Origin of the sequence: Salicibibacter halophilus, from assembly GCF_006740705.1 — a bacterium.
GTDB lineage: Bacteria > Bacillota > Bacilli > Bacillales > Marinococcaceae > Salicibibacter > Salicibibacter halophilus.
This window is the reverse complement of sequence record NZ_CP035485.1, coordinates 2,572,755-2,594,851: the sequence shown is the minus strand read 5'-3', so window position 1 is coordinate 2,594,851 and position 22,097 is coordinate 2,572,755. Positions and strand designations below refer to the sequence as shown.

20 protein-coding genes and 2 pseudogenes are annotated in these 22,097 nt (G+C 45.2%); 9 read left to right on the top strand and 13 right to left on the bottom strand.

Annotation, left to right across the window (positions count from 1 at the left end; translation table 11 throughout):
* Window positions 1–37: 37 nt before the first annotated feature.
* Entirely contained in the window at window positions 38–1,327 is a 1,290-nt protein-coding gene (locus tag EPH95_RS12625; protein WP_142088183.1) for an ISL3 family transposase, read from the top strand.
* A 77-nt stretch (window positions 1,328–1,404) separates the two neighbouring features.
* Entirely contained in the window at window positions 1,405–2,325 is a 921-nt protein-coding gene (locus EPH95_RS12620; protein WP_142090441.1) for an MFS transporter, read from the top strand.
* A gap of 183 nt (window positions 2,326–2,508) precedes the next feature.
* Here EPH95_RS12620 and EPH95_RS12615 read toward each other — a convergent pair whose 3' ends face one another.
* The 3 genes and pseudogenes from EPH95_RS12615 to EPH95_RS12605 all read right to left on the bottom strand — a co-directional run bounded on the left by EPH95_RS12615 (window position 2,509) and on the right by EPH95_RS12605 (window position 6,763).
* Window positions 2,509–3,009: a metallophosphoesterase family protein gene (locus tag EPH95_RS12615; RefSeq protein ID WP_142090440.1), complete on the bottom strand. Its 501-nt coding sequence runs from the start codon at window positions 3,007–3,009 to the stop codon at window positions 2,509–2,511.
* Between the two features lie 166 nt (window positions 3,010–3,175).
* A complete protein-coding gene (gene cysI, locus EPH95_RS12610; protein WP_142090439.1) occupies window positions 3,176–4,879 on the bottom strand; it encodes an assimilatory sulfite reductase (NADPH) hemoprotein subunit in 1,704 nt (567 codons plus the stop codon).
* Between the two features lie 22 nt (window positions 4,880–4,901).
* Window positions 4,902–6,763, bottom strand: a pseudogene (locus tag EPH95_RS12605) (assimilatory sulfite reductase (NADPH) flavoprotein subunit).
* Between the two features lie 190 nt (window positions 6,764–6,953).
* Between EPH95_RS12605 and EPH95_RS12600 the strand changes: the two are divergent.
* The 4 genes from EPH95_RS12600 (at window position 6,954) to EPH95_RS12585 (ending at window position 10,522) form a co-directional block, all read left to right on the top strand.
* Entirely contained in the window at window positions 6,954–7,553 is a 600-nt protein-coding gene (locus EPH95_RS12600; protein ID WP_142090438.1) for a LemA family protein, read from the top strand.
* Entirely contained in the window at window positions 7,553–8,425 is an 873-nt protein-coding gene (gene htpX / locus EPH95_RS12595; RefSeq protein WP_227004142.1) for a zinc metalloprotease HtpX, read from the top strand. Before EPH95_RS12600 ends, htpX begins: the two co-directional genes overlap by 1 nt.
* Before the next feature lie 15 nt (window positions 8,426–8,440).
* A complete protein-coding gene (locus EPH95_RS12590) occupies window positions 8,441–9,517 on the top strand; it encodes a branched-chain amino acid aminotransferase (protein WP_142090436.1) in 1,077 nt (358 codons plus the stop codon).
* Between the two features lie 63 nt (window positions 9,518–9,580).
* The gene (locus EPH95_RS12585; protein ID WP_160141759.1) at window positions 9,581–10,522 is read left to right on the top strand and encodes a nuclease-related domain-containing protein; all 942 of its coding nucleotides are present in this window, start codon (window positions 9,581–9,583) and stop codon (window positions 10,520–10,522) included.
* Window positions 10,523–10,696: 174 nt separating this feature from the next.
* On the opposite strand, the gene EPH95_RS12580 is transcribed toward EPH95_RS12585, so the two are convergent.
* Together EPH95_RS12580 and EPH95_RS12575 are read right to left on the bottom strand one after the other, a co-directional pair.
* Entirely contained in the window at window positions 10,697–10,933 is a 237-nt protein-coding gene (locus EPH95_RS12580; RefSeq protein WP_142090434.1) for a hypothetical protein, read from the bottom strand.
* 113 nt (window positions 10,934–11,046) lie between these two features.
* Entirely contained in the window at window positions 11,047–11,661 is a 615-nt protein-coding gene (locus EPH95_RS12575; RefSeq protein ID WP_142090433.1) for an RraA family protein, read from the bottom strand.
* A gap of 112 nt (window positions 11,662–11,773) precedes the next feature.
* Between EPH95_RS12575 and smpB the strand changes: the two genes are divergently transcribed.
* On the top strand, window positions 11,774–12,247 hold the full coding sequence (smpB, locus tag EPH95_RS12570) for an SsrA-binding protein SmpB (protein ID WP_142090432.1): 474 nt from the start codon (window positions 11,774–11,776) through the stop codon (window positions 12,245–12,247).
* A 10-nt stretch (window positions 12,248–12,257) separates the two neighbouring features.
* Here the strand turns inward: smpB and EPH95_RS12565 are convergent, their stop codons facing one another.
* The gene (locus tag EPH95_RS12565; protein WP_142090431.1) at window positions 12,258–12,521 is read right to left on the bottom strand and encodes a hypothetical protein; all 264 of its coding nucleotides are present in this window, start codon (window positions 12,519–12,521) and stop codon (window positions 12,258–12,260) included.
* Window positions 12,522–12,542: 21 nt separating this feature from the next.
* On the opposite strand from EPH95_RS12565, the gene EPH95_RS12560 reads away from it, so the two are divergent.
* Entirely contained in the window at window positions 12,543–12,773 is a 231-nt protein-coding gene (locus EPH95_RS12560; RefSeq protein ID WP_160141758.1) for a hypothetical protein, read from the top strand.
* A 111-nt stretch (window positions 12,774–12,884) separates the two neighbouring features.
* On the opposite strand, the gene EPH95_RS12555 is transcribed toward EPH95_RS12560, so the two are convergent.
* Together EPH95_RS12555 and EPH95_RS12550 are read right to left on the bottom strand one after the other, a co-directional pair.
* Window positions 12,885–13,538 (bottom strand): class D sortase, encoded by a 654-nt coding sequence (locus EPH95_RS12555; protein ID WP_227003900.1) that lies wholly within the window; start codon window positions 13,536–13,538, stop codon window positions 12,885–12,887.
* A 181-nt stretch (window positions 13,539–13,719) separates the two neighbouring features.
* Window positions 13,720–14,691, bottom strand: a complete 972-nt coding sequence (locus EPH95_RS12550; RefSeq protein ID WP_160141757.1) for an LPXTG cell wall anchor domain-containing protein — start codon at window positions 14,689–14,691, stop codon at window positions 13,720–13,722.
* A gap of 411 nt (window positions 14,692–15,102) precedes the next feature.
* Between EPH95_RS12550 and EPH95_RS12545 the strand changes: the two genes are divergently transcribed.
* Window positions 15,103–16,881 (top strand): SLC13 family permease, encoded by a 1,779-nt coding sequence (locus EPH95_RS12545; protein WP_142090428.1) that lies wholly within the window; start codon window positions 15,103–15,105, stop codon window positions 16,879–16,881.
* Between the two features lie 40 nt (window positions 16,882–16,921).
* On the opposite strand, the gene EPH95_RS12540 is transcribed toward EPH95_RS12545, so the two are convergent.
* The 5 genes and pseudogenes from EPH95_RS12540 to pgsB all read right to left on the bottom strand — a co-directional run bounded on the left by EPH95_RS12540 (window position 16,922) and on the right by pgsB (window position 21,506).
* Entirely contained in the window at window positions 16,922–17,833 is a 912-nt protein-coding gene (locus tag EPH95_RS12540) for a HEPN domain-containing protein (RefSeq protein WP_142090427.1), read from the bottom strand.
* A 74-nt stretch (window positions 17,834–17,907) separates the two neighbouring features.
* The gene (gene ggt / locus EPH95_RS12535) at window positions 17,908–19,563 is read right to left on the bottom strand and encodes a gamma-glutamyltransferase (protein ID WP_193556975.1); all 1,656 of its coding nucleotides are present in this window, start codon (window positions 19,561–19,563) and stop codon (window positions 17,908–17,910) included.
* A 16-nt stretch (window positions 19,564–19,579) separates the two neighbouring features.
* Window positions 19,580–19,705 (bottom strand): hypothetical protein, encoded by a 126-nt coding sequence (locus EPH95_RS19525; protein WP_264371948.1) that lies wholly within the window; start codon window positions 19,703–19,705, stop codon window positions 19,580–19,582.
* Between the two features lie 112 nt (window positions 19,706–19,817).
* Window positions 19,818–20,273, bottom strand: coding sequence for a poly-gamma-glutamate biosynthesis protein PgsC (gene pgsC / locus EPH95_RS12530; RefSeq protein WP_142090426.1), 456 nt, complete (start codon window positions 20,271–20,273; stop codon window positions 19,818–19,820).
* 17 nt (window positions 20,274–20,290) lie between these two features.
* Window positions 20,291–21,506 (bottom strand): annotated as a pseudogene (gene pgsB, locus EPH95_RS12525) (poly-gamma-glutamate synthase PgsB).
* Between the last annotated feature and the right edge of the window lie 591 nt (window positions 21,507–22,097).

Sequence of the window (22,097 nt, the reverse complement as noted above, 5' to 3'; positions counted from 1 at the left end):
ATAAGTACCCACAAAACCCATACGAAAGGTGATTTGGATGCTTACCCATTATACCATGGTCCATGAATGTAAAGAAGTCCCTTTTGCCATTATCCATCAAGAAGAAATTCCATTTGGTTATCCGAACCCAGGATTATATCGCTACCTTCAGTTACTGAATGAAGGCACACGTTGTCCGGATTGTGGGTACTGGACAACCCGAGTGCATGAGCATCACATGAAGCAAGTGGTTGCAGGCGCTCACAACGATACACCGATCTTTGATCATTTCAACCATCGTCGATTTATATGTGATGCCTGTTGTCGTACGTTTATGGAGCCATTACCTTGGCTCAAACCATATCAACGAATGTCGGTGATAGCCAAGCAATCACTGATATTTGCAACGGCCGACCGTACCTTCAAATCGGTAGGAGAAGCCTTTGATCGCAGTGGTCAAACTATTGGGGTCCATGCACGCGCATGTCATGGGGAGCATCCAGCTATTTCGGATCGATCCACCCCCGCACTCATCGGCCTTGATGAAATCAGTTTGGCCAAAGGAAAAGGCAAGTATCGGTTGGTCATGTACGATCTCTCGGTACCATGGCGGCCCCAGTTATTCGAGTTACATGAAAGTCGTCGCAAAGAAGCTGTCATGGATCTTTTCAACCAATTGTCTCAACCTGAACAAGTGATTGCGGTTGCGATCGATATGTGGAGGCCTTATCAGACAGCGATTAAGGCCGCCCTCCCTCAAGCGATCGTGGTCATTGATGCCTTCCATGTCATCCAAGCTTCGACGCGTGCCTTGGACGATGTGCGAAAAAGCGTCCAACATGTTTTGACCAAAGAAGAACGGGTGGCATTAAAAGAAGACAAAGACTTGTTTGCTGAACGAACGGAAGAATTAACCCCGGAACAACAAGAACGTCTGAAGCATTGGGAGACAACATCACCGACGTTAGCTCAAGCCATGCGCCTGCATCAAAAACTTCGCCAATTGTATCAATGCCATGATCTGGAAGAAGCATTGGATCATTTAGGGGCGTGGGAAAAAGAGGTCATCGCCTCTTCCCTGGAGCCGTTCGATGATCTTCTCAAGACGATTTGGAATTGGTTGCCGGAAATTCTCCATCGGTTTCACTATCGTATATCCAACGCCAAAACCGAAGGGAAGAACAACCAACTCCGCACGATGAATCAACAAGGGTTTGGCTATTCGTTATTCTCTCTTCAAGCTCGGATGCAGGTGAAGGAAGAAAAAGAGGCGATCCTTAAATGGAGAAAATATCAAGCTCGGTGTGAACAAAGAATCCATCAAGAAGAATACCCACCGGCAACCTAAGGATTATCGACAAAATTTGCTCTATAAAGCAAGGTGCGGGACTTCATTGTCGAATATTGTCATCCATCCCGTGATTTGTGATAGAACCACTTTTATTTATTGCCATCGGGGGAGTGGGGTATGGAGCCTTCCACCCTGTGTCCAGCCGGGGAATACTCGATTGGTTTGACCTAAGACAAAGGGGAACCGCGATGGGTATCAAACAAATGGGCGTGACCGCCGGATCAGCAACAGCTGCCCTTTTGCTCGTTCCGCTTGCAGAAAACTTCGGTTGGCGACCGGCCGTTTTCCTAGCATCCCTAACGCTTATAATCGGAGGACTCATCTGTTACTGGCATTACCAGGACGCAATCACTCCACTTGAAAAAAAGCATGAGAAACCCCGGGAAATGTGTAAAAAGCTTAAAAACATCGGACAAAACAAATCGTTACTGTGGGTGACGTTAGGGTCAATGATTTTGAGTGGTGCACAAATATCTTTGAATACCTACCTCATTATTTACGCTCATCATACATTGCTAGTTCCTATTGTACTCGCGAGCGTCCTGCTCGTATTATCCGAAATTGGCGGTTCCTTTGGTCGTATTTTGTGGGGAATTATAAGTGATCGTTTATTTGGTGGGCGTCGTCTTGTCCTCCTAAGTCTTATCGCTTTCATTGCAACTATTGCCGCCTTAATCATGGGGCTTTTACCAGCTGGGACGCCATTTATGTTCATTGCGCTGCTTTCAGTTGTCTTTGGCTTTTGTGTCTCAGGGTATAACGGATTGTGGATGAATGCAGCCACAGAACTCGTCCCTCAAGAACAAGCTGGACTCGCTAGTGGTTTTAGTACAAGCATCGGGGCGTGGGGTGTTATTATCGGACCACCCCTATTCGGATGGATTATAGATGCCACTGGTGAATTTTTTGTTGGTTGGTTTGCTCTCGGAGGGATGCTTTTACTTGTGGCAGCGTTATTTATGTTTTTAAGTTGGTCATTACGAACTGTTGATTGAAATTGGTCCATTCACAAAAATGATTAGAGTAATGGTTTATTTCTAGCATGAAGATGTGCCATTTTCAGGCTGGAAAGATTCTTTCTACCAGAGCCTGTCCCACCTGTTGTCGGTGGTAAGAACGCTTGATCTTCTTTTCAATCGCTTATAATTATTAATCTTGCTCGCCATTTTAGTCAACATTTAACCATTGTAACGACTAAAATAGATCATTTCAGTATGGATTTCTTTGCTCAATGTAAGAATGGCAAACGAATAATACGGAAGGGCACGTTTGTCAGTCGGTGAACCAGGGTTCAAAAGCAGCTGTTTTTTGAAGTATCGGGTCATTGGGATATGCGAGTGCCCGAACAGAATGATATCCAGCTGTTCACCATCAAATGTTTCAATCGCTCGTTTTTCGGTTGTCTTCTTCTGTCCATGTCCATGTACTAAGCCAATACTGAATCCGTTAAGAATAATGATCTCTTGTTCCGGCAGGTATTCCCGGATGTCTTCATCATCGATATTGCCATAAACGCCTCTGACATAACCACAATCGCTGAGTTCACGATAAACATCCATCGTACTCCAATCACCCGTGTGAATGATGAGGTCGGCTTTTTTACATTCTTGTATCAGCCGGGGCGGTAGCTGTTTTGCTTTTTTTGGCATGTGCGTGTCCCCTGTTACAACGATTTTCATGTAGCTGCCTCCATTAAGCCCTTTTTACATTAACCATTGACGAATATCCCATTGCAGCCAATCTTATTGATCAATGACCTTGTTTTCACTCTGATCCAGGAACAGACCGGCGCCCCAAGCAAAACAGACCCCGGGTTCCATCGAACCCGAGGCTATATTAGTGAATTTAATCATGAAAGTCGAGTCCGGAGTGCACTTCTTTCACGTAGCCGGCGCGCACAACGTAATCCCCGAAACGTTCGCCTTCATTCCGTTCTTTCGCGTATGCGGAAATGATCGGTTGCAACTCTTCCAGAATTTGCGCTTCCCCGATGTTTTCCCGATAGAGTTTATTCAGACGGTCCCCGGCAAAGCCTGCGCCTAAATACAAGTTATATTTGCCGGGGGCCTTACCGATAAAGCCAATCTCCCCGAGCGCCGGGCGGGCACAACCATTGGGGCATCCGGTCATGCGAACGATGATGTCTTCATCCCTTAAGCCCGATTCTTCCAACATTTCTTCGATTTTTTCCAACAAAGACGGAAGGTATCGTTCCGATTCGGCCATTGCCAACTCACAAGTGGGAAAGGCGACACAAGCCATGGAGTTTCGCTGCAACGCAGATTGCCGCCCCCCATCTTCCAAGCCGTACTTCTCTATCAACGCGGCAATTTGCTTTTTCTTCTGGCTGGTCACATTGCTGATAACGAGATTTTGGTTTGGCGTCAGCCGGAAATCTCCGGTATGGATTTTCGCGATTTCACGCAGCCCGGTCATCAACGGATAATCTTCGTAATCCCTAATACGGCCGTTCTGAATAAATAATGTCAGGTTCCATCGGCCCTTTATGCCTTTTACCCAGCCATAGCGGTCGCCGTTATGTTCAAAATGATAGGCGCGTTCCGCTTCAAGTTCCCAACCTAATCGTTCGTTCAGTTCCTGTTTGATCCAATCGAGTCCTTTGGCATCAACCGTATATTTGAAACGTGCGTTTGTCCGTACCGAACGATTGCCGTGATCCCGTTGAATCGCGATCACTTGCCAGGCAACTTCAAATAGCTGTTCTGGAGTGCAAAAACCGATGACGCGGGCGAGTTGTGGATACGTATCCGTATCCCCGTGGGTCATCCCCATCCCGCCGCCAACCGCGACGTTAAACCCTTGCAGCTCACCGTTTTCCACGATCGCGATAAAACCAAGATCCTGAGAAAATATATCCACATCGTTGGAAGGCGGCACTGCAATACCGATTTTGAATTTTCGCGGCAAATAGGTCTCGCCGTACAGCGGTTCTTCTTTACTGTCTACAACTTTTTCTTTATCGAGCCAGATTTCGTGATAAGCATTCGTTTGCGGAGAAAGATCATCGCTCAACCGCTTCGACCACTCATACACTTCGGAATGAACCTCTGACTGATAAGGGTTTGGATTGCCCATAACATTCCGATTGACGTCTCCGCATGCAGCTAACGTGTCCAACAAGGAATCGTTTATTTCTTGAATATTTTTTTTCATATTCCACTTCATAATGCCATGCAGTTGAAACGCTTGCCGCGTCGTCAGCTTCAACGAACCGTTGGCGTATTTATTCGCGACGTCATCCATGACGAGCCATTGCTCGGGAGTGGCGACACCTCCGGGGGCGCGCACACGCACCATAAACTGGTAAGCAGGTTCCAACTTTTGGCGGCGCCTCTCATTGCGAAGATCACGATCATCTTGCAAGTAGCTTCCGTGGAACTTCAACAAACGTTTATCATCGTCGTTTATCCCGGCACTAATTGGTTCTGTCAGGCTTTCCGCCAGGGTTCCCCGCAAATAGTTGCTTTCCCGTTTGATCCGCTCTACGTCACTCGGGGGTCCGTGCAAATCCGCTTTATCCTTAGCCACGCTTACCGCTCCCTTCCTTTATTTAATATACATCCCGTTGATATCGTTTTTGCAGTTTCATATCTTCAATGTAGACATCGGCTTCTTCCTCGCTCAAACCGCCTTCTTGTTGAATGATGACCGACAACGCGTCATGGACGTCACTGGCCATATGTTTTTCATCCCCGCAGACATACAACACGGCTCCTTCTTGCAACCATTGATAGAAGTCACGGGCGTTTTCAAGCATGCGGTGCTGCACGTAAACTTTATCCTCGCCATCTCGGGAAAAAGCCACATCCATCCGCGTCAGCACACCTTCCTTCAACCACTGTTGCCAATCCACTTGATACAGGAAGTCCGATGAGAAATGCTGCTCGCCGAAAAACAACCATGTTTTCCCTTCCGCTTCAATCTCCTCTCGCTCCTCTAAAAACGAGCGATAAGGCGCGACTCCCGTGCCCGGACCGATCATGATGATTGGTGTCCCGGGATCTTCCGGCATTTTAAAATTCGGATTGCGGTGAACATAGACAGGCAGCTGCTCTCCAGCCTCTACCCTTTCCGCGCATTGTCCGGAACAAACACCGGTACGCGCACGTCCGTGTGTTTCGTACCGAACCGTCCCGATGGTTAAATGCACTTCATCGGGATTGGCCTGATAACTGTTCGCAATCGAATACAGACGCGCCGGAATCTTGCGTAGAATCGCGATAAAAGCCTCAGCTTCGACTTCCCATGGTCCGAAATCTTGCGCCAGGTCGAGCAAATCCCGCCCGGTGATATACTCCCTCAGTTGGTCTTCGTTTCCATCTGCCAACAGGGTTTTCAGTTCCTCGTGAGAGGATAGTTCAGCGGCTTGCTGCATTAACGGTTTCGTCAATACCGTGATTTCAAAATAAGAACTCAACGCATCGCGTAGCGCGGCTGTTTCCCCTTGTTTGTTCACTGTCACCGACGTCCCGGGGTCCCAGTTCATCGCCTCGATCAACGGCTCCACCAACGTAGCATCGTTTTCAGGGTAAATACCTAAACTATCCCCCGGTTCAAATTCCAGGTTCGATTCTTCCAGCGACAACTCCAGGTGACGGTTTTCCTTATTGGACCCCCGCCCACTGATATTAATATTTTCCAGAACTTCTGCACGGAACGGATTTTTTCTTGAATAGGTGGTCTGGGCAGGCGCTGGTTGTGCCAGTGGCGCATCCAGCGCTGATCCGCCGCTGGATGCCGCTCCCTCCGACTGTTTGTTCAATTCCGCAAGAACGCCATCGATCCATCCTTCCGCGTCTTCATCGAAGTCAACGTCACAATCGACACGAGGGTAGAGCCGTTCTCCTCCCAACTCTTCCAAACGTTGATCCAAATCTTTCCCCGCCTGGCAAAAATACTCATAGGAAAGATCACCTAATGAAAGGACGGAGAATTGAACGCCTTCTAATTTTGGCGCTTTTCTGCTGTTCAGTGTTTCATAGAATGAAAGGCCCGGTTCGGGGGATCTCCTTCCCCATGGGTAGCAACAACGACCAGGATATGATCGGTATTTTTCAAATTTTTCGGTTTGAAATCCAGCATGGAGGCTAGCGTGACATTGCACGGCTGGCTTTCTAATTTACCGGAAAGATCTTCAGCCACCTCTTGGCAATTGCCGGTTTCCGAACCATATAAAATGGTAACCTCTTGTGTTTTCGGTTGAGTGTCCGCTTGTGTCAAAGTTGCCGTTTCCGGCGTATTTTCCATAGCCACCGCTGCTGTTTCCGCATAAGCCGTTGCGGTTTGCGGAGCAGGGGAAGCCAGGTACCCGCTGAGCCATATTTTTTGCTTTTCACTCAGTGTCGGGATCACACGATTAAGAAGGTCCGCCTGCTCTTCGTTAAACGGACTGTCCGTCACCTGAAGGGCCAACGCCACCACCTCCTGAAAAAATTAAAGTGCACACGAAAGGAAGATCCATCCTCCTCTATGTAAGTATATATTATATTACTTTTATAATTCTTATGTGTCAAGTAGGGTTTTATTTTATAAAAATATCGGCTTATGGATGTCACGCGGGAATTCATTTATAATGAGGGAAAAGCAGGAAGGGGCTAACGCAATGGAAACGGGATTAGGAGTTGGAATTTTAATCTTTTTTATTGTCATCATCATCGGGGTAGCAGGATTGGTGATTACTTGGTTCACGTCATACAACCGGCTCGTCAAATACCGAAATTGGGTGGAAGAAGCCTGGGCACAAATCGATGTGCAACTAAAACGCCGGTATGATCTGATCCCCAATTTGGTGGAGACAGTAAAAGGGTATGCCCAACATGAACAAGAGACCCTGACACAAGTCATCGAGGCACGCAATCAGATGAACAACCCAGACAACAGCCGCAATGAACAGATGGCGGCCAATAATCAACTCGAAAGCGCGATGGGACGGTTATTCGCCTTACGCGAAGCTTATCCGGATTTAAAGGCAAACCAAAACTTTCAACAGTTGCAGGAAGAACTCACGTCCACGGAAAATAAAATTGCTTACTCCCGCCAACTGTATAATAGTACGGTCATGGAATACAACACCAAGATCCAATCGATCCCGACGAATTTTGTTGCCGGGGTGCATAACTTTATTCAACAAGAAATGTTGGAGACACCGGAGGAGCAGCGCGAAAATGTAAAAGTCGATTTTAACACGGGCGATCGCTCATGATTATGTACAAGCAAATTGAGCGCAATAAGCGGCATACCGTGTTTATTGTCGCCGGATTCATCGTTTTCGTGCTTGCCGTCGGTGCGGCGATCACGTATTTGATGGCCGGTGAAATTTTCACGGGAATGATTTTGGCGCTCGTTCTAGGAGGTGCATATACGGCAATGATGCTTATGTCCAGCACTAATGTCGTTATGCGCATGAATCATGCCCACGAGGTAAAAGATGGGAGCGAGCATCGCCGTTTATGGGATGCAGTCGGCAATATGGCCATGGTCGCCCGCATTCCGCGCCCGCGCCTCTTTATCATTAAAGATAGCAGCCCGAACGCGTTTGCTACCGGCACCTCCCCGGAAAAAGGGGCAGTTGCCGTTACGACCGGATTGTTGGATCAGCTTAATCATGAAGAAATGGAAGGGGTCATCGCCCACGAAGTAGCGCATATCCGCAATTATGATATTCGTTTATCAACGATCGCTGTTGCCCTCGTATCCGTTGTCGCCATTATTAGCGATCTCGGCATCCGTATGTTGTTTTTTTCCAGGGGTGGAAATAACAACAAGCACCCAATTATGCTGATTTTCGCCCTCGTGCTTGTGATTATTGCCCCTTTGGTCGCGATGATGATCCGCATGGCCATCTCACGAAAACGGGAGTATCTCGCGGATGCCAGCGCAGTCGAGTTGACGCGAAACCCCGGGGGATTGGCGCAAGCGTTGGAAAAAATTACGGGGGTCTCACAGCCAGTGAGCGAGGCTTCCGGCGCCTCGGCATCGATTTATTTTGCCGACCCGCTCAAACGCAAAACAGCGCAATTGTTTTCTTCCCATCCGCCGCCGAAAGAACGAATCAAACGTTTATATAATATGTAAAGGAGCATCATGGCAATGGCTCAACAAACATTAGAAGTTACACAAGCGACAACGTTAAAAGAAAAACCAGACGCTGCAACCCTTGAATTCGGAAAACATTTCAGCGACCACATGTTTATGATGAACTACACAAGTGAAGAAGGTTGGCACCACCCGCGCATTGTTCCGTACCAGCCGTTGACGATGGATCCGTCGGCCATGGTTTTCCACTACGGACAGACCGTGTTCGAAGGACTGAAAGCGTACCGGTCGAGCGACGGACACGTCCGTCTTTTTCGTCCTGAAGAGAACTTCAGACGGTTGAATCAATCATGTGACCGGCTTTGCATCCCCACGGTAAATGAAGAAGCGATGCTCGATTACTTAAAAGAATACGTGAAACTGGATAAAGAATGGATCCCGTCAGAACCGGGAACGTCGCTTTATATTCGCCCTTTCATCATCTCCACGGAACCCACATTGGACGTGAGCCCATCGCGCACGTATACGTTAATGATCATTTTGTCGCCGGTCGGTTCTTTTTATAAGGGGGGCATCGATCCAGTCAGCATCTTCGTTGAGGACGAATTTACCCGCGCAGCTCCCGGCGGAACGGGAAACGCGAAAACCGCCGGCAATTACAGCGGGGCGTACAAAGCACAAAACCGCGCCGCCGGTCACCAAAAAGCACAAGTCCTTTGGCTGGATGGCGTTGAAAAAAGATACATTGAAGAAGTCGGCAGCATGAATGTATTCTTCAAGATCGACGGGGAAATCCATACGCCCGCGCTAAACGGCAGTATTTTGGAAGGCATTACGCGCAAAAGCGTCATCGAACTGTTGGAAAGCGAAGGCATGCCTGTCCGTGAACGCAAGATTTCCATCGATGAAATCATCGCCGCCAACGAAAGCGGCAGTTTGCAAGAAGTGTTCGGAACGGGCACCGCCGCGGTCATTTCACCCGTCGGCGGCTTGGAATACAAAGACCGGGATTATGTGATTAACAACGGCGAAATGGGCGAGACCGCAAGCTGGCTCCACGAAACGCTCGTTGGCATTCAAACAGGCGAATTGGATGATCCGTTCGGATGGTCGGTCGTTTTGGAAAGATAAAAAAATAAGCGTATGCCCACCTCATCGGGTGGGGGTACGCCTACCTATAGGAGTGATAATTTTTTGATTATTAAAGAAAGAACTGCCCCCGTACAGATCCCCGCACTGGAAGCATTAAGCCGCCGCCTCCCTCGTAATCACCCGAAACAAGCAGTTATTCGAGGCGACCTTCGAAAGCGGGAAATCGGCTATCGTGGTGAATGTTCTCTTGATTATTACCTCGAGCAACTCCCAGATTTTTTCAAGCAATTTCGCGGGATAAGGCTTGGTTCGTTCCAAATCGATACATTGCTCGTATCGCAAACATGCATCGTCATAGTGGAAAACAAACATTTCGCCGGCAACATCCGGTTTGAAGAACGGATTCAACAGTTTACACGAACGTTAAACGGGCAGACGCAAAGCTATTCTCATCCCCTGCCGCAAGTGAGAAGGCATCAACATTTACTCTCACGGTGGTTGGATGAGAGAGGCTGGGCGACGCTCCCGATTCACCCGCTTGTTGCATTCACGTATCCTTCATCCGTGATCTCTTCCGAAAAACCCCAACCTTTCATCATTCGCGCCGAATTTCTCCCCGAGAAAGTCCTTTCCATTGCAGAAAACCATTCTGCTCACATTCTCACTGAATCACACCTCCATTTATTATCCGAACAATTGAAGCTCGCTCATAAAGAGCCTGAATATGATCCACTTAGTAGCTACGGGATCAAGCCGTCTGAACTATTAACCGGCGTGCATTGCCCTCGTTGCAATCATCTTCCCATGCAACGGACAAGCCGCTCCGGATGGCACTGTAAGCGTTGCACTCGTAAACATTTAACGGCTCACGTGGAAAGTTTGCGGGATTATCGCCGTCTTTTTAAGCCTAGGATTAGTAACCGCGAAGCTCGTATGTTTCTGCATCTTCCGTCCGCGTCCGTGACAAGACATTGCCTTGTGAATTTGAACCTTCCACGGGAGGGGAATTATAAAAATACTCGTTATTTGCTTCACAATCTTTGAGATAGCTTCCCGTGGATATTTTGACATTTCCCGCGGCTAAAACGGTATTTCCCGCGGGTATTTTGTTATTTCCCGCGGATATTCACATATTTCCCGTCGATTAATAAAACGTAAAAAAGTGCATCCGACGGTTGGATGCACTTTTTAATGAAAGCATCATGATGCTGATGAAACTTAAATACCGTTTACCTGTTTCAAACGATTGATGTCTCTGTCGTGTTCGGCCACTTTCTTGTTTAGCATTTCCATATCTGAATCGAATAAACGGAACTGGCGATCAACATGAGCAAAGTTTTGGTTTGTTTCTGATCTAAATTGTGAAAGATCATTCTTTATACCCTCAACATTGGCATCCAACGTATTCAAACGGTGCAGTATTGCATTTAAAATTTCTTTCGTTTCCTCAGCCACCCTTTTCGCCTCCCTCTTCGAAATTTGTCGATCACAATACTTGAATTCATCATAGCAAATATTACACCGCTTGCCTATACACAGAAGTAGTGTTTTCGACTATCCCAGGGCTGCTACTTCTTATTGTTCCGCAAAAAATTTTCGATGTATTCTCTCGCCTTCTCCGAGCTTCCACCGTAATCGGCTTCTCTTTTTTCGTCTTTTTCGATTCGCGCTTGCGCTTTTTCGGCCACTTCGTCCGCTTGATCCGCCGGCACGATGACGACACCGTCGACATCACCGACAACGATATCCCCGGGGTTCACTTCCACACCGCCGACCGTAACCGGAACATTGATGTTTCCTTCCTTCGTTTTTTTGCTCGCTGCCGTCGTCGCTCCTCTCGTAAAAACAGGGTAATCCAATTCACGAATATCTGAAATATCGCGAATAACGCCATCGATCACGACACCGTGCAACCCTAGTGATTGCGCCAGACCGATGACAAAATCACCGGCGAGGGCATTCCCGGTCGCGCCTTTCCCGTCCACGACCAATACGTCGCCGGGTTTTGCATTGTACATCCCTTCCAACACAGAAATATTTTCACCGGCCGGTGCATCAACCGTAAACGCCCGTCCATACACATGCCAATGATCGGATAGCGGCTTGATCCCGATATCCATGTGATTTTTTCCGCCTAACCCATCAGAAACTGGAGTTGTCGGCAAATTCGCAAATTCCTCCATATCCGTTCCTCTCCTTTTTATGTACTCTTACCCGTCTAATATAGCACAATTGCGGGACCACGGTAAATTTGCTACCATAAAGGAATGACAATGGAAAAAAGGATGCACGGCTATGGCAAAACATGAAGGAAAAATAATCGCCCAAAACAGAAAAGCGCGCCATGATTTTTTTATTGAAGAAACGTTTGAAGCAGGGATGGTATTGCGCGGTACCGAGATCAAGTCGATACGCGCCGGAAAAATCAATATCAAGGAGAGCTTCGCACGCGTGGAGAAAGGGGAAGTGATTTTACACCAGGCCCATATCAGCCCGTACGAGCAAGGCAATCGCCACAATCACGATCCGGTTCGCGAGCGGAAACTGCTTCTTCACAAACGGGAAATCAAAAAGCTCATTGGCAAAACCCAGCAACAAGGGTATTCGATCATCCCAATCAAGGTTTATCTGAAGCAAGGACGCGCGAAAGTACTAATCGGGCTTGCAAAAGGGAAAAAGAAATACGACAAACGACAAGCTTTAAAGGAAAAAGATGCCAAACGGCAAATGGACAAAGCCATTGGCCAACGCATGAAAGGCATGGATTAACACTCGCCCGTCAACGCGCGGGCGCTTTTTTTATCATGACAAACAAAATTCCTATTATAATGAGGGGGAGCAAAAAATATGATAAGCCTTGCCCTCCTTGCATAAACCATGAAACCAACACCACCGCCACGGCAAAAATGCCGATACCGGGCAAAACCTTCCGGATATTCACGAACGTGAACTTGCTGAAATGATTGATGATGAACAAAAGAAACGCGCCGATCAACAGGAACGACACCACTTGGATCACGACGATGACCGCCATCGTTGACATTTAATATTTCCTCCCCCTGTAGTGCAAGACCACATTTCGAACACAAAACACTTGGATCGCCAGCGGAATCACCAACATGAACGTTATGCTGTAGAAATTTTTCAAAAATCCGATGACGATCACGGCGCCCATCCCAATGATGCCGATGATATTGATACGGAGAAATTTCTGCATGTTCACGATTTGATGCAAACCTTTCAATACGAAAAAAAGCAAGAACAGGAACACAACAAACAGAAGACTAAAAGATAGTAATAACCCCACCAGACTACTCATACGCATCACCCCGTCTCCTAATGTAAACGTATGACAAGCCCACGCTCCCTATGAAAAAAGTTTAGCCCGGCGCGGCTAAACTTTTCGTTATTTCTCATATAGATCAACCAATTCGCCCTGCATAATATAGCGGTCAGGTGCGGCGCCAATATAATCGAACGGATAACAGGTCGTCACCGTCAATACCGACTCTTCTTTTTCAACAATGACGGTGCGATCGTCCGCGTCGGTAATCCATATGTCATCAATTTCATATTCGTAAACCCAACCATCAAATTCCACGTGCATGACATCACCTTCTTCAACTTCACCGAGTTCAGTGAAGACCGTATCCCTGTGACCGCTTAAAACCGTATGTTTTTGCACATTGGGGGTCTCCGTCCACTCATCGGAAACATACATGCCGACACCTTGGTCGAGTGTCGCGTCATCGGTTCCCCAAAAAACCTCAAAGCGGGAGTCGATGGATGGGAGTTCAAGGGAGGCCATTTCGTCTCCTTTGTCAAAATCATATGTTTGGGATGGATCGGGAGATTCAGCGTCTTCATTTTCCTCCACAAGTTCCGGCTCCAGCTCCGGTTCAGGTTCAGGCGCTTCCGCTTGCATCTCCTCCGCCAGTTCCGCGTCTTCGTCAATAGATTCGACCGATTGCGTGCTTTGTATCCAGTCGTACCCGGACCAGGCAGCCAGGGAAACACCGAAGATCACCATTAGGTATAGAAAAACTTTTATGTCAGGCACCACCCTTCGTTTTATTTTTCAAAAATCAGATTGTCTTCATCGTAACCGATATCATTCATCACTACAATCTTTTTTAGAGGATGCGGCCGAACAGCAATTTGTTCTCGGCATATTGTTCAATCTACTTGTTTTTAATCACAAAAAGGACAAGACTCGAAGCCTCATCCTTTAATGGTACAGCTTATTCAACTTGCAGACGGCGCCGGATTAATAATGCTCCACCAGCTACAATTGACATTGAAAGACCAACCGCGAGAAGTAAGGGGGTATTGGTTGCTGTATCCGGCAATGCGCCTCCTTCTTTTTCACTTGATTCTGCCTCTACACCGGCATCTTGCTCTTCGTTTCCTTCATCCGCTGTAGTTCCCTCGTCTTCCGTCGTTTCTTCATTTTCTGTAGTTACTTGATCTTCTGTCGTTCCATCCTCTTCTGTACTTTCATCATCATCTTCACTTGCTACGTCCGCAAGTTCCCATGTTACACCCGTACTGAAAACATATGGCTGATCTTCGGAAATTGTTATTTCAGCATTTTCCAACGTGTAAAGGCCAGGAAGGTCCATATCAGCATACTCTTCAGAAATCCCTGCATTTAGATTAATATCGATTTCATCGGCGACATAATCCCCGGAAACACCATTCAAACCGAAGAAAATCCCGAACCCTAACTCTTCCTGCGTGTACTCAACCGCTTCATATGTTCCCGGCTGAATATCTGTTCCCACTTTAAATGTTCCTTCCCCAAAGGAAGCGGCATTTTCAGCACTTACCTCATCTGCCTGGGCCCATTCAATATTGTTTGTATTGATCGTTTCACCTTCATCTACTTCGAGCCATGTTTGTCCAAGAATAAAATCAAGAGATTGACCGGCAAGGCCTTCAAAATCCTCATTTTCCAACTGTTCATCCATTTCTTCCATCATTTCGCTATACGTACGATCACCTTTAAACCAGGAGCCCCCGGGCATAACCTCATCTTCGACTACATTCCCTTTATACAGACCACCTTCAGGAAAAACTTCACTTTCTCCCACGGTATGTTGATCGAATTCATCATTTAAAAAATCAAGTTCATTGGCGCTAGCACTATGTACCCCCATAATACCCAATGTAAACATCCCAGCCAATGTGGCAGTAACAAGTCTTTTAGGCAAAAGCTTTTTCAAAATGAATCATCCCTTTCCAATTATTTTTTTATTTTAGTTTTTATGAACCATTACTAAAGTTTTATTACCATATATATCATACAACAACCATGAATATATGACAATGCTAATTTTAATAATTTTATTATTTATTAATAGAAAAAAGTAAGAGAAGCTATGCGACAGCTTGCCGTCCTGCCCCTATTTCCATATCAAGTTTCGACACCATGGACTTTTCGCTGTATATTTGTCTGGAGCAACACTTAATGTACAATAATTCCTACTTGACATATATGGATTATAAATGTACTGTAATATTCACTTACATAATTACGTTCTTTCTCTATTCATTTATAAAAGAATGAAACGGAAAACGCCTAAATTAGCTTGATTATTCTTTATTGTAAGGCGTGATGATGTGTGTCTTGGGAAATTGCCTTTGTATTAATCGTTATTTTTATTATGATGGCCACCCTTTTTCTTGAAGTCGCTCGACCTGATCTCATTGTATTCGGAACATTGATGTTATTTTTAATAACGGGGGTTTTGAGTTCGGAAGAAGCGCTGCAAGGGTTCGCGAACGAGGGCATGTTAACGGTGGCGTTGCTGTTTATTATTGCCGGCGCTATCCAGAAGAGCGGGATTTTTGACCGGATGCTTGCTTTCTTGCTCGGTTCAGGTTCGTCGCCGCGCGGGGCCATGTTCAAAATGATGGCGCCGGTTGCCGGCATGTCTGCTTTTTTAAATAACACCCCGATTGTCGCTGCTTTTACGCCATCTGTCCGAAAATGGTGCGAAGATCGGAATATTTCCCCATCCAAATTTTTAATTCCACTATCCTATATTACGATTTTGGGCGGAACGATCACATTGATGGGCACCTCAACGAATTTAATCGTCCATGGAATGTTGTTGGAAGAAGGTCTGGGTGGGTTCTCAATTTTCCAATTGGCATGGGTCGGAATCCCCATCGCCATCCTCGGCTTGTTTTACTTATTAACCATCGGGTATAAGCTGTTGCCCGATCACAAAAACATAACGGATACATTCCAGGAACAAAGCCGAGAATACCTAGCCGAAATGATCGTTGAAGATTCCTATCCTCATATCGGAAAAACAGTTGAACAGGCCGCTCTTCGTAACTTGAAAGGCTTATTTTTGATTGAAATCATCCGTGGAACCCAGCGAGTATTTCCTGTAAAATCAACGACCATCATTGAATCCGGCGATCGCCTGATTTTTACGGGGGCTGTCCAAACCATCGCGGAATTGCAACATTCGAAAGGACTCCGCTTGAAACCCGGAGCAGACCTATCTTTGGACATATTGGAAAACGGCAACACACAGCTAGTTGAAGTGGTGATCTCCCACCAATCTTCTCTATTGCAGAAGAAATTGAAAGCCACAAAGTTTCGAGGCTTATACGATGCCGCTGTTATCGCCATCCGCCGTAACCACGAGCGTATAGAAGGAAAAATCGGAGACATCATCCTTAAGCCGGGGGATACTTTACTGTTGCTGACAGGCACCGATTTTAGCCAGCGTAAAGGGTTAAACAGCGACTTCTATGTCGTCACACCTATGAAAAATCCCTTCTTATCGAAAGTCGATGTACGAAAAGGTTTCTTCACAGTCGCGATCCTTGTCATTATGATCGCTCTCGTTACGTTCGAAGTGTTCTCCATGTTTGAGGCGATGGGCATTGCCGTCGTGGTATTGTTCGCTACACGAGTGATTACACCGGGGGAAGCAAAAAAATCAGTCCAACTTAACGTCTTATTGTTAATCGCCAGCGCAATCGGTATCGGTGCCGCGCTTGAAGTAACCGGTGCTGCCGCCTGGGTAGCTTCCGGGCTTGTTCAATTTGGCGAACCTTTCGGCATGTTAGCCGTCTTATTTTTGGTATATTTAATGACTAATACTTTGACTGAAATGATCACGAACAATGCTGCTGCAGTGTTGATGTTCACGATTGCCATCAGCGCGGCCGAACAAATAGGCGCCGATCCGATGGCATTCGCCGTCGTTGTCGCTATCGCTGCTTCCGCCAGCTTTATAACCCCTATCGGTTATCAAACAAATCTCATCGTCTACGGTCCCGGGGGTTACAAGTTCACCGATTACGCGAAAGTTGGATTTCCACTCAGCATCATCGTCATGGTTACGACGTTATCCGTCGTTAATGTTGTGTGGTTATAGATGGGGGCGGTTCGCCGCCGCCCTTTGACTGACCGTTAGTTTAAGAAAAGATCTCGTGGTTATATAAAATGAGTTGTCTTAGTACATTGTCTAATTCATTAGATATTTCAATTAAAGTTGATTCTGTTTCTTTAAGGTATTGACCGTGCAACAATCTTGACCGATGGCTATAAGCACTTTTTATTAATTGAAATAGTTTCATCTTTGACTCTTTTGAACTACTCAGCAAAATAGACACACGTTCCGCAATCTCGGGATGAACTTCAGAGTTTTCCACTGTAAATAAACATTCTAAAGCATGGCAATAAAATACGATTTTAATGGATACAACATGGCTTTTTCTAGCTGATTCTATAAAGTAATGTGCTCTTACCATTCGATTAGACCCAAATGCTTTAGATAAATGCTTTGAACTCGACCATTTACTTTCCGATCTTTCTCCTTCAAAGTCTTCTATTTTAGGCGGTTCAAAATTATTAATAGCTGAAGATATTTCCGAACCCGTAAATAGTGAGTTTTTCTTCTCTCCAGTAGCACAAGTAAATATTTCTGCCAAAGATGCTTTATAGGTGAATCCTTCATTAAAATGGTTGTGATAAAAAATGAAAAAACCATCTCTTACATATACATTATTATCTTTTATCTCCCATAATTTTCGCGCGAAAGCCTGGGCATGCCTTAAATAGAGAAGGGCATGTTCGTTTCCTATTTCATCCATATCCTTTTTTGAATGTATATGGTTAAAAGTCCCATCAATATAAAAATATACACTATTTATAAATTCAGTTATTGAGTGATCACCTAGTGTAGTACGCATTAACTCTGTTTCCAGTGTTTTTGATAATATTTGTGAACCATTTGAAATTCTGGCACCCGGATAAATTTTAACTCCTCTTTTTTTTATCGTATCTAATTTCAAGTAATGAAGGATAGTAATGAATCTAAATTTCATAAATATAAGTTTTCTCCTATTACTTTGTTATCTTTAAAATGAAAATATTGGTAGATACTGTACTTCATTTAAACTTATCGTGACTTCCATTCACCATTTCTTCTGGAATCTGAGCCACCATAAATATTCCCCGACTCGTAATCAATCGTAAGACTTTGAACACTGCCAAAGTATACGGGGCTTCGTGAATTATCAACCGTGTACCCGTCATTTTCTAATTCCTCTTCCATTTCAGGAGAAATACGCTCTTCATAATACATTTTTTTGTCTTGCTTATCTCGATAAAAACGGTTCTCTTCAATGGCTTCATCGATGGGTTGTTCAAAAAGCAAGTGACGAATCAATGTCTGGGATAACGTAGACGTTATCCGCCTTCCGCCGGCACTGCCGATGCCGATTATTGGTGTTCCATTTTTCGCCAACACCGTGGGAGTGATATAACTAAAAGGCCGCTTGTTTGGTTCATACGCATTAGGCGAGGCCGAACTTTGAGAAAAATTATCTAACTGATTAATTAAGAAAAAACCGTTCGTAAATTCTCCGGAACCAAAAAAACTGTTCAGGGTGTTAGTCACAGATACCATCATCCCCTCTTGATCGACAACAACAAAATGAGTGGTGTTTCCATCTTCCCCTGCCTCATCCCCGTGATCTTCAAACTCATCCATAGCATCTCGGGAAACATTTGAAGCCAGTTCTCGGCTGTACTCCTTACTGGTTATTTCTTCCGATACATCAACAAACTCTGGATCGCCTATGGTTTCGAGACGGTCTTGATAAGATTCACGATTAATTTCACCTACCCCTTTAGCAAAATCCGCGGGCAGGTTCTTGTATTGGCCTATTTGTAGTTCCTCTGTCATCTGTAACGTTTGAATGAGCATGGATCCTCCGGCAGGAGGCGGGGGAGCATATACATCAAAACCTGCAAATTCCCCTTGAATAGGTTCTGTTTTTTCCACTTCATAGCTTTCAAGATCTTCTTTCTCTATACCATCCACACTCTCCGCCAATTGATTTGCTATTGCTCCTTGATAGAAGGTCTCAGACCCTTCTTCACTAATGATCGCCATCATTTCAGCCAATTCTTGTTGATAAAGAGTCTCTCCTTCTTCGATGGCTCGGCCCCCAGGATAAAAAAAAGATGCATCATCGTTGCGAGAAATATGATCACTGGCGTTAATCAAATGAGAATGAAGGGAGTTCGAAACCTCGACCCCATTTTCGGCTTGCTTAATCGCTGGTTTTAATAAATACTCCAACGACTGGTTTCCGAAATCCTCATGGGCTTCGTGCATTCCCATGACAAAACCAGGAGTACCGATGCCAGACTCCGGCTTTTGCTCTTTATCGGGAGCAGTTTCTCGGTAATCATATAGCACAGGTTCCGGATCATCAGCAGAATGAACGAGCATGATCCCCCCACCCCCGATTCCGGAAGCAAAAGGTTCTAGAACACCCAAAGAATAGGAAATGGCTACTGCTGCATCAACTGCGTTGCCCCCTTCTTTCAACACATCCATGCCCACATCAGTGGCCTCAGGATTGTCAGTTGCTACTCCTATGCCAGGGCTTTCGGGATCTTCGGGAGCTGCCTCCTGTGTTTGATAACTAGGGTCAGGGTTTGTCGGACCATTAAGAGTGGCCTGAACACTCAGTAACACAGTAGCTACGGCCAACAACAAAAGAACGCCTAAGCTTTCTTTCTTTTTTTCTTTCTTGCGGTCCAATTACTCCACGCCCTTTTTATATAAATCCAAGCAAAATGACTAAAGTGACGATAAACCCGATAATCGTGTGAGTGGTTGTTTTCGGTTTTTCGTGCTTAACGATCTTTAAATACTTTTCCTTCATATTTAACACCTGTTGCATAGTATATCCCTCGTATAGTATATTCAAGCCCTTCAAATCAAGGGCGAGTTGGATGTCTCTAGATATTTCTACACAGTGTCTCAAGATCAGTTGGGACAGTTCTTTCCCCTCGCTAGACAAAAAAGGTTTGGTAAAGCAAGAGTACGCCGAACGATAAAAAACTTAGAAGCATTGTGCTAGAAATCGTGGGTATAACCCCTTGCCGTTGAATCGTGTTCGCTATAAGTCCGGGAACAATCAACCCGATCGCTTGTAAATTACCGACGTCTATAGGAGTAATTCCAAATACGTTATCAAAACCAAGCTTTAATAGAATGCCTGTTAGTAGCATCGCTGTAAATTTCCTTCGGCCATATAAAATCGTAAATCGATTGATGACATGCATGACGGCAAGGTATGTAGCAAAACTGACAAAAAAGATCGAAATAGCGTATAACGGGGCGTCGATCACAAGTGCCAAATAACCCGGAACGACTAAACCAGCCGGTAAAATACCGGTTTTTTCAGCAAAAACGAGACTAAACGTCACACCTGCCACGAGCGCAATCGTAATTTCCGATAACCCCAATGATGACAACTCCTTTTTCATTGATTAGCTGCAATTTGATCTACGAACGGTTCCTCTTTTACCTGGATATTCTGTAATGCATTTACGAATGGTTCTGCCGCCCCATGGAAATTGCCGATTCCATAGATAACGGAGTTTATGGTATAGGGTTTGATCTCTTGAATAATTTCTTCTGTTGTATATTTTTCAAAGTTCAATAGCATATCCGTCCGAATGTTTCCGGCTTTGTAACTATCAATCACCGGGGTTACCGTTTCTCCAATTAAAACGAGCGTTTTACAAGAAATATAAGGGAGTACATCGATTGCAAATTGTTCAGTACGATCTACTCGATCAGCACGGCAGTTCATCACCACTATTGATTCATCCGTCGGATACCCCATGGTCTTTACTCGTTCCCAAATATTGATTGTAGATGTCGCATCGTTAGCAGCAAACCCATTGACAAGATAGGAGGGGGGAATGATCAGGATGAAGATTAATCGGCGTGATTTGTAAGGATCCCGGATCGGGCCATGCCTTTAACATCCCTTTGAAAGCAGTATGTTCATCAATGCCTAACGCATCTGCCACCGCTAATGCCAGAGCCGCATTTTCGGGAAACACCATATAGTGAAACTGCCGTAAATAACGTTCGGAAATTCGAGAGATGTCACACACGATCACCTTAGTGTTCCTTTCCTGGGCTATTTCTTGAAACTTGGAAACATAGGGATTTTCATTAAGAATCAAAAAGCCATCATATGGAATCGAAGATGTGAATGCTTGAGCTACCTCGTCCAGCGTTGGACCCATCACATCCATGTGATCTTCTAAAACATTTACAATCACGCCAATATTGGCTTGAAGCATTTTTTTCTGGAAAACCTGTTGATAGTCAGGGGTGACGGCCATGCACTCACTTACCAATGCATCAGCGTTTAGAGAGGCAGCTTTTTTGACAACATCTTTTTGTTCGCCAATATTAGGTCCCTCTGGCCGGCGTTTGATCGGTTCTTCCTGGTTATCAAACCAATAGAGCATCCGAGCTTCCGTACCAGTTGTTTTCCCTACTGTTTTGTAATTAGCCTCGGTGAGAACACCGGTGACTAATCTCGTAACCGTTGATTTTCCGCGAACCCCGTTAATGTTGATGCGTACGGGAATCGCAGCGATGTTCTTATTATGTTGCCGATTTTCAATAATACCGAACATGATTAGGATAAGAATACAGAGAGATACAATGTACAGCATAATACCTGTTACTTTACATCCTTTCCAACCTTTGACTTTATCGCCAGTGTTTAGTTTAAATAAATAGATCGTACATTTCATCACAGTAAAATTAAAAACTCGTAAAAATATTATTTCTGATTTTCCATTTTATAGAATATTTATAGAAAGAATAAGGCAGAACATGAAGAGCCTGCTGTTGAGACGAGCATTGGTTAACCATGGCTTCATCGAGGAGCACTATCTTCGCGACCTGAGCGATACATTGTAATAATGACGCAATAAACTCCGGAAGTTTTTATTGAGTTCCTGACTTCTTACCCGCTAACCTCTCACCTTCCCCGGTGGCACTTTATCGCTCCCGTTCACCAATTGAACTAACTATGTATTCCAAGTATAAAATAGCTATATTTCCTGCAAGCAACTATCTTCAGAGGATTGAATTTTGGAAATTCTCTCATTTAAATAAATAGAACATGAGTCTCATGTGTTCAGGTATCCCTAGCCTTCAGGTAAAATTGGCAACTGTTGGGTAACACGACCATCTGCCAATTTAAAATTAAGAATTTTCTAAAATATAAGGCTATAGATTGATTTGATAAACACCAACAT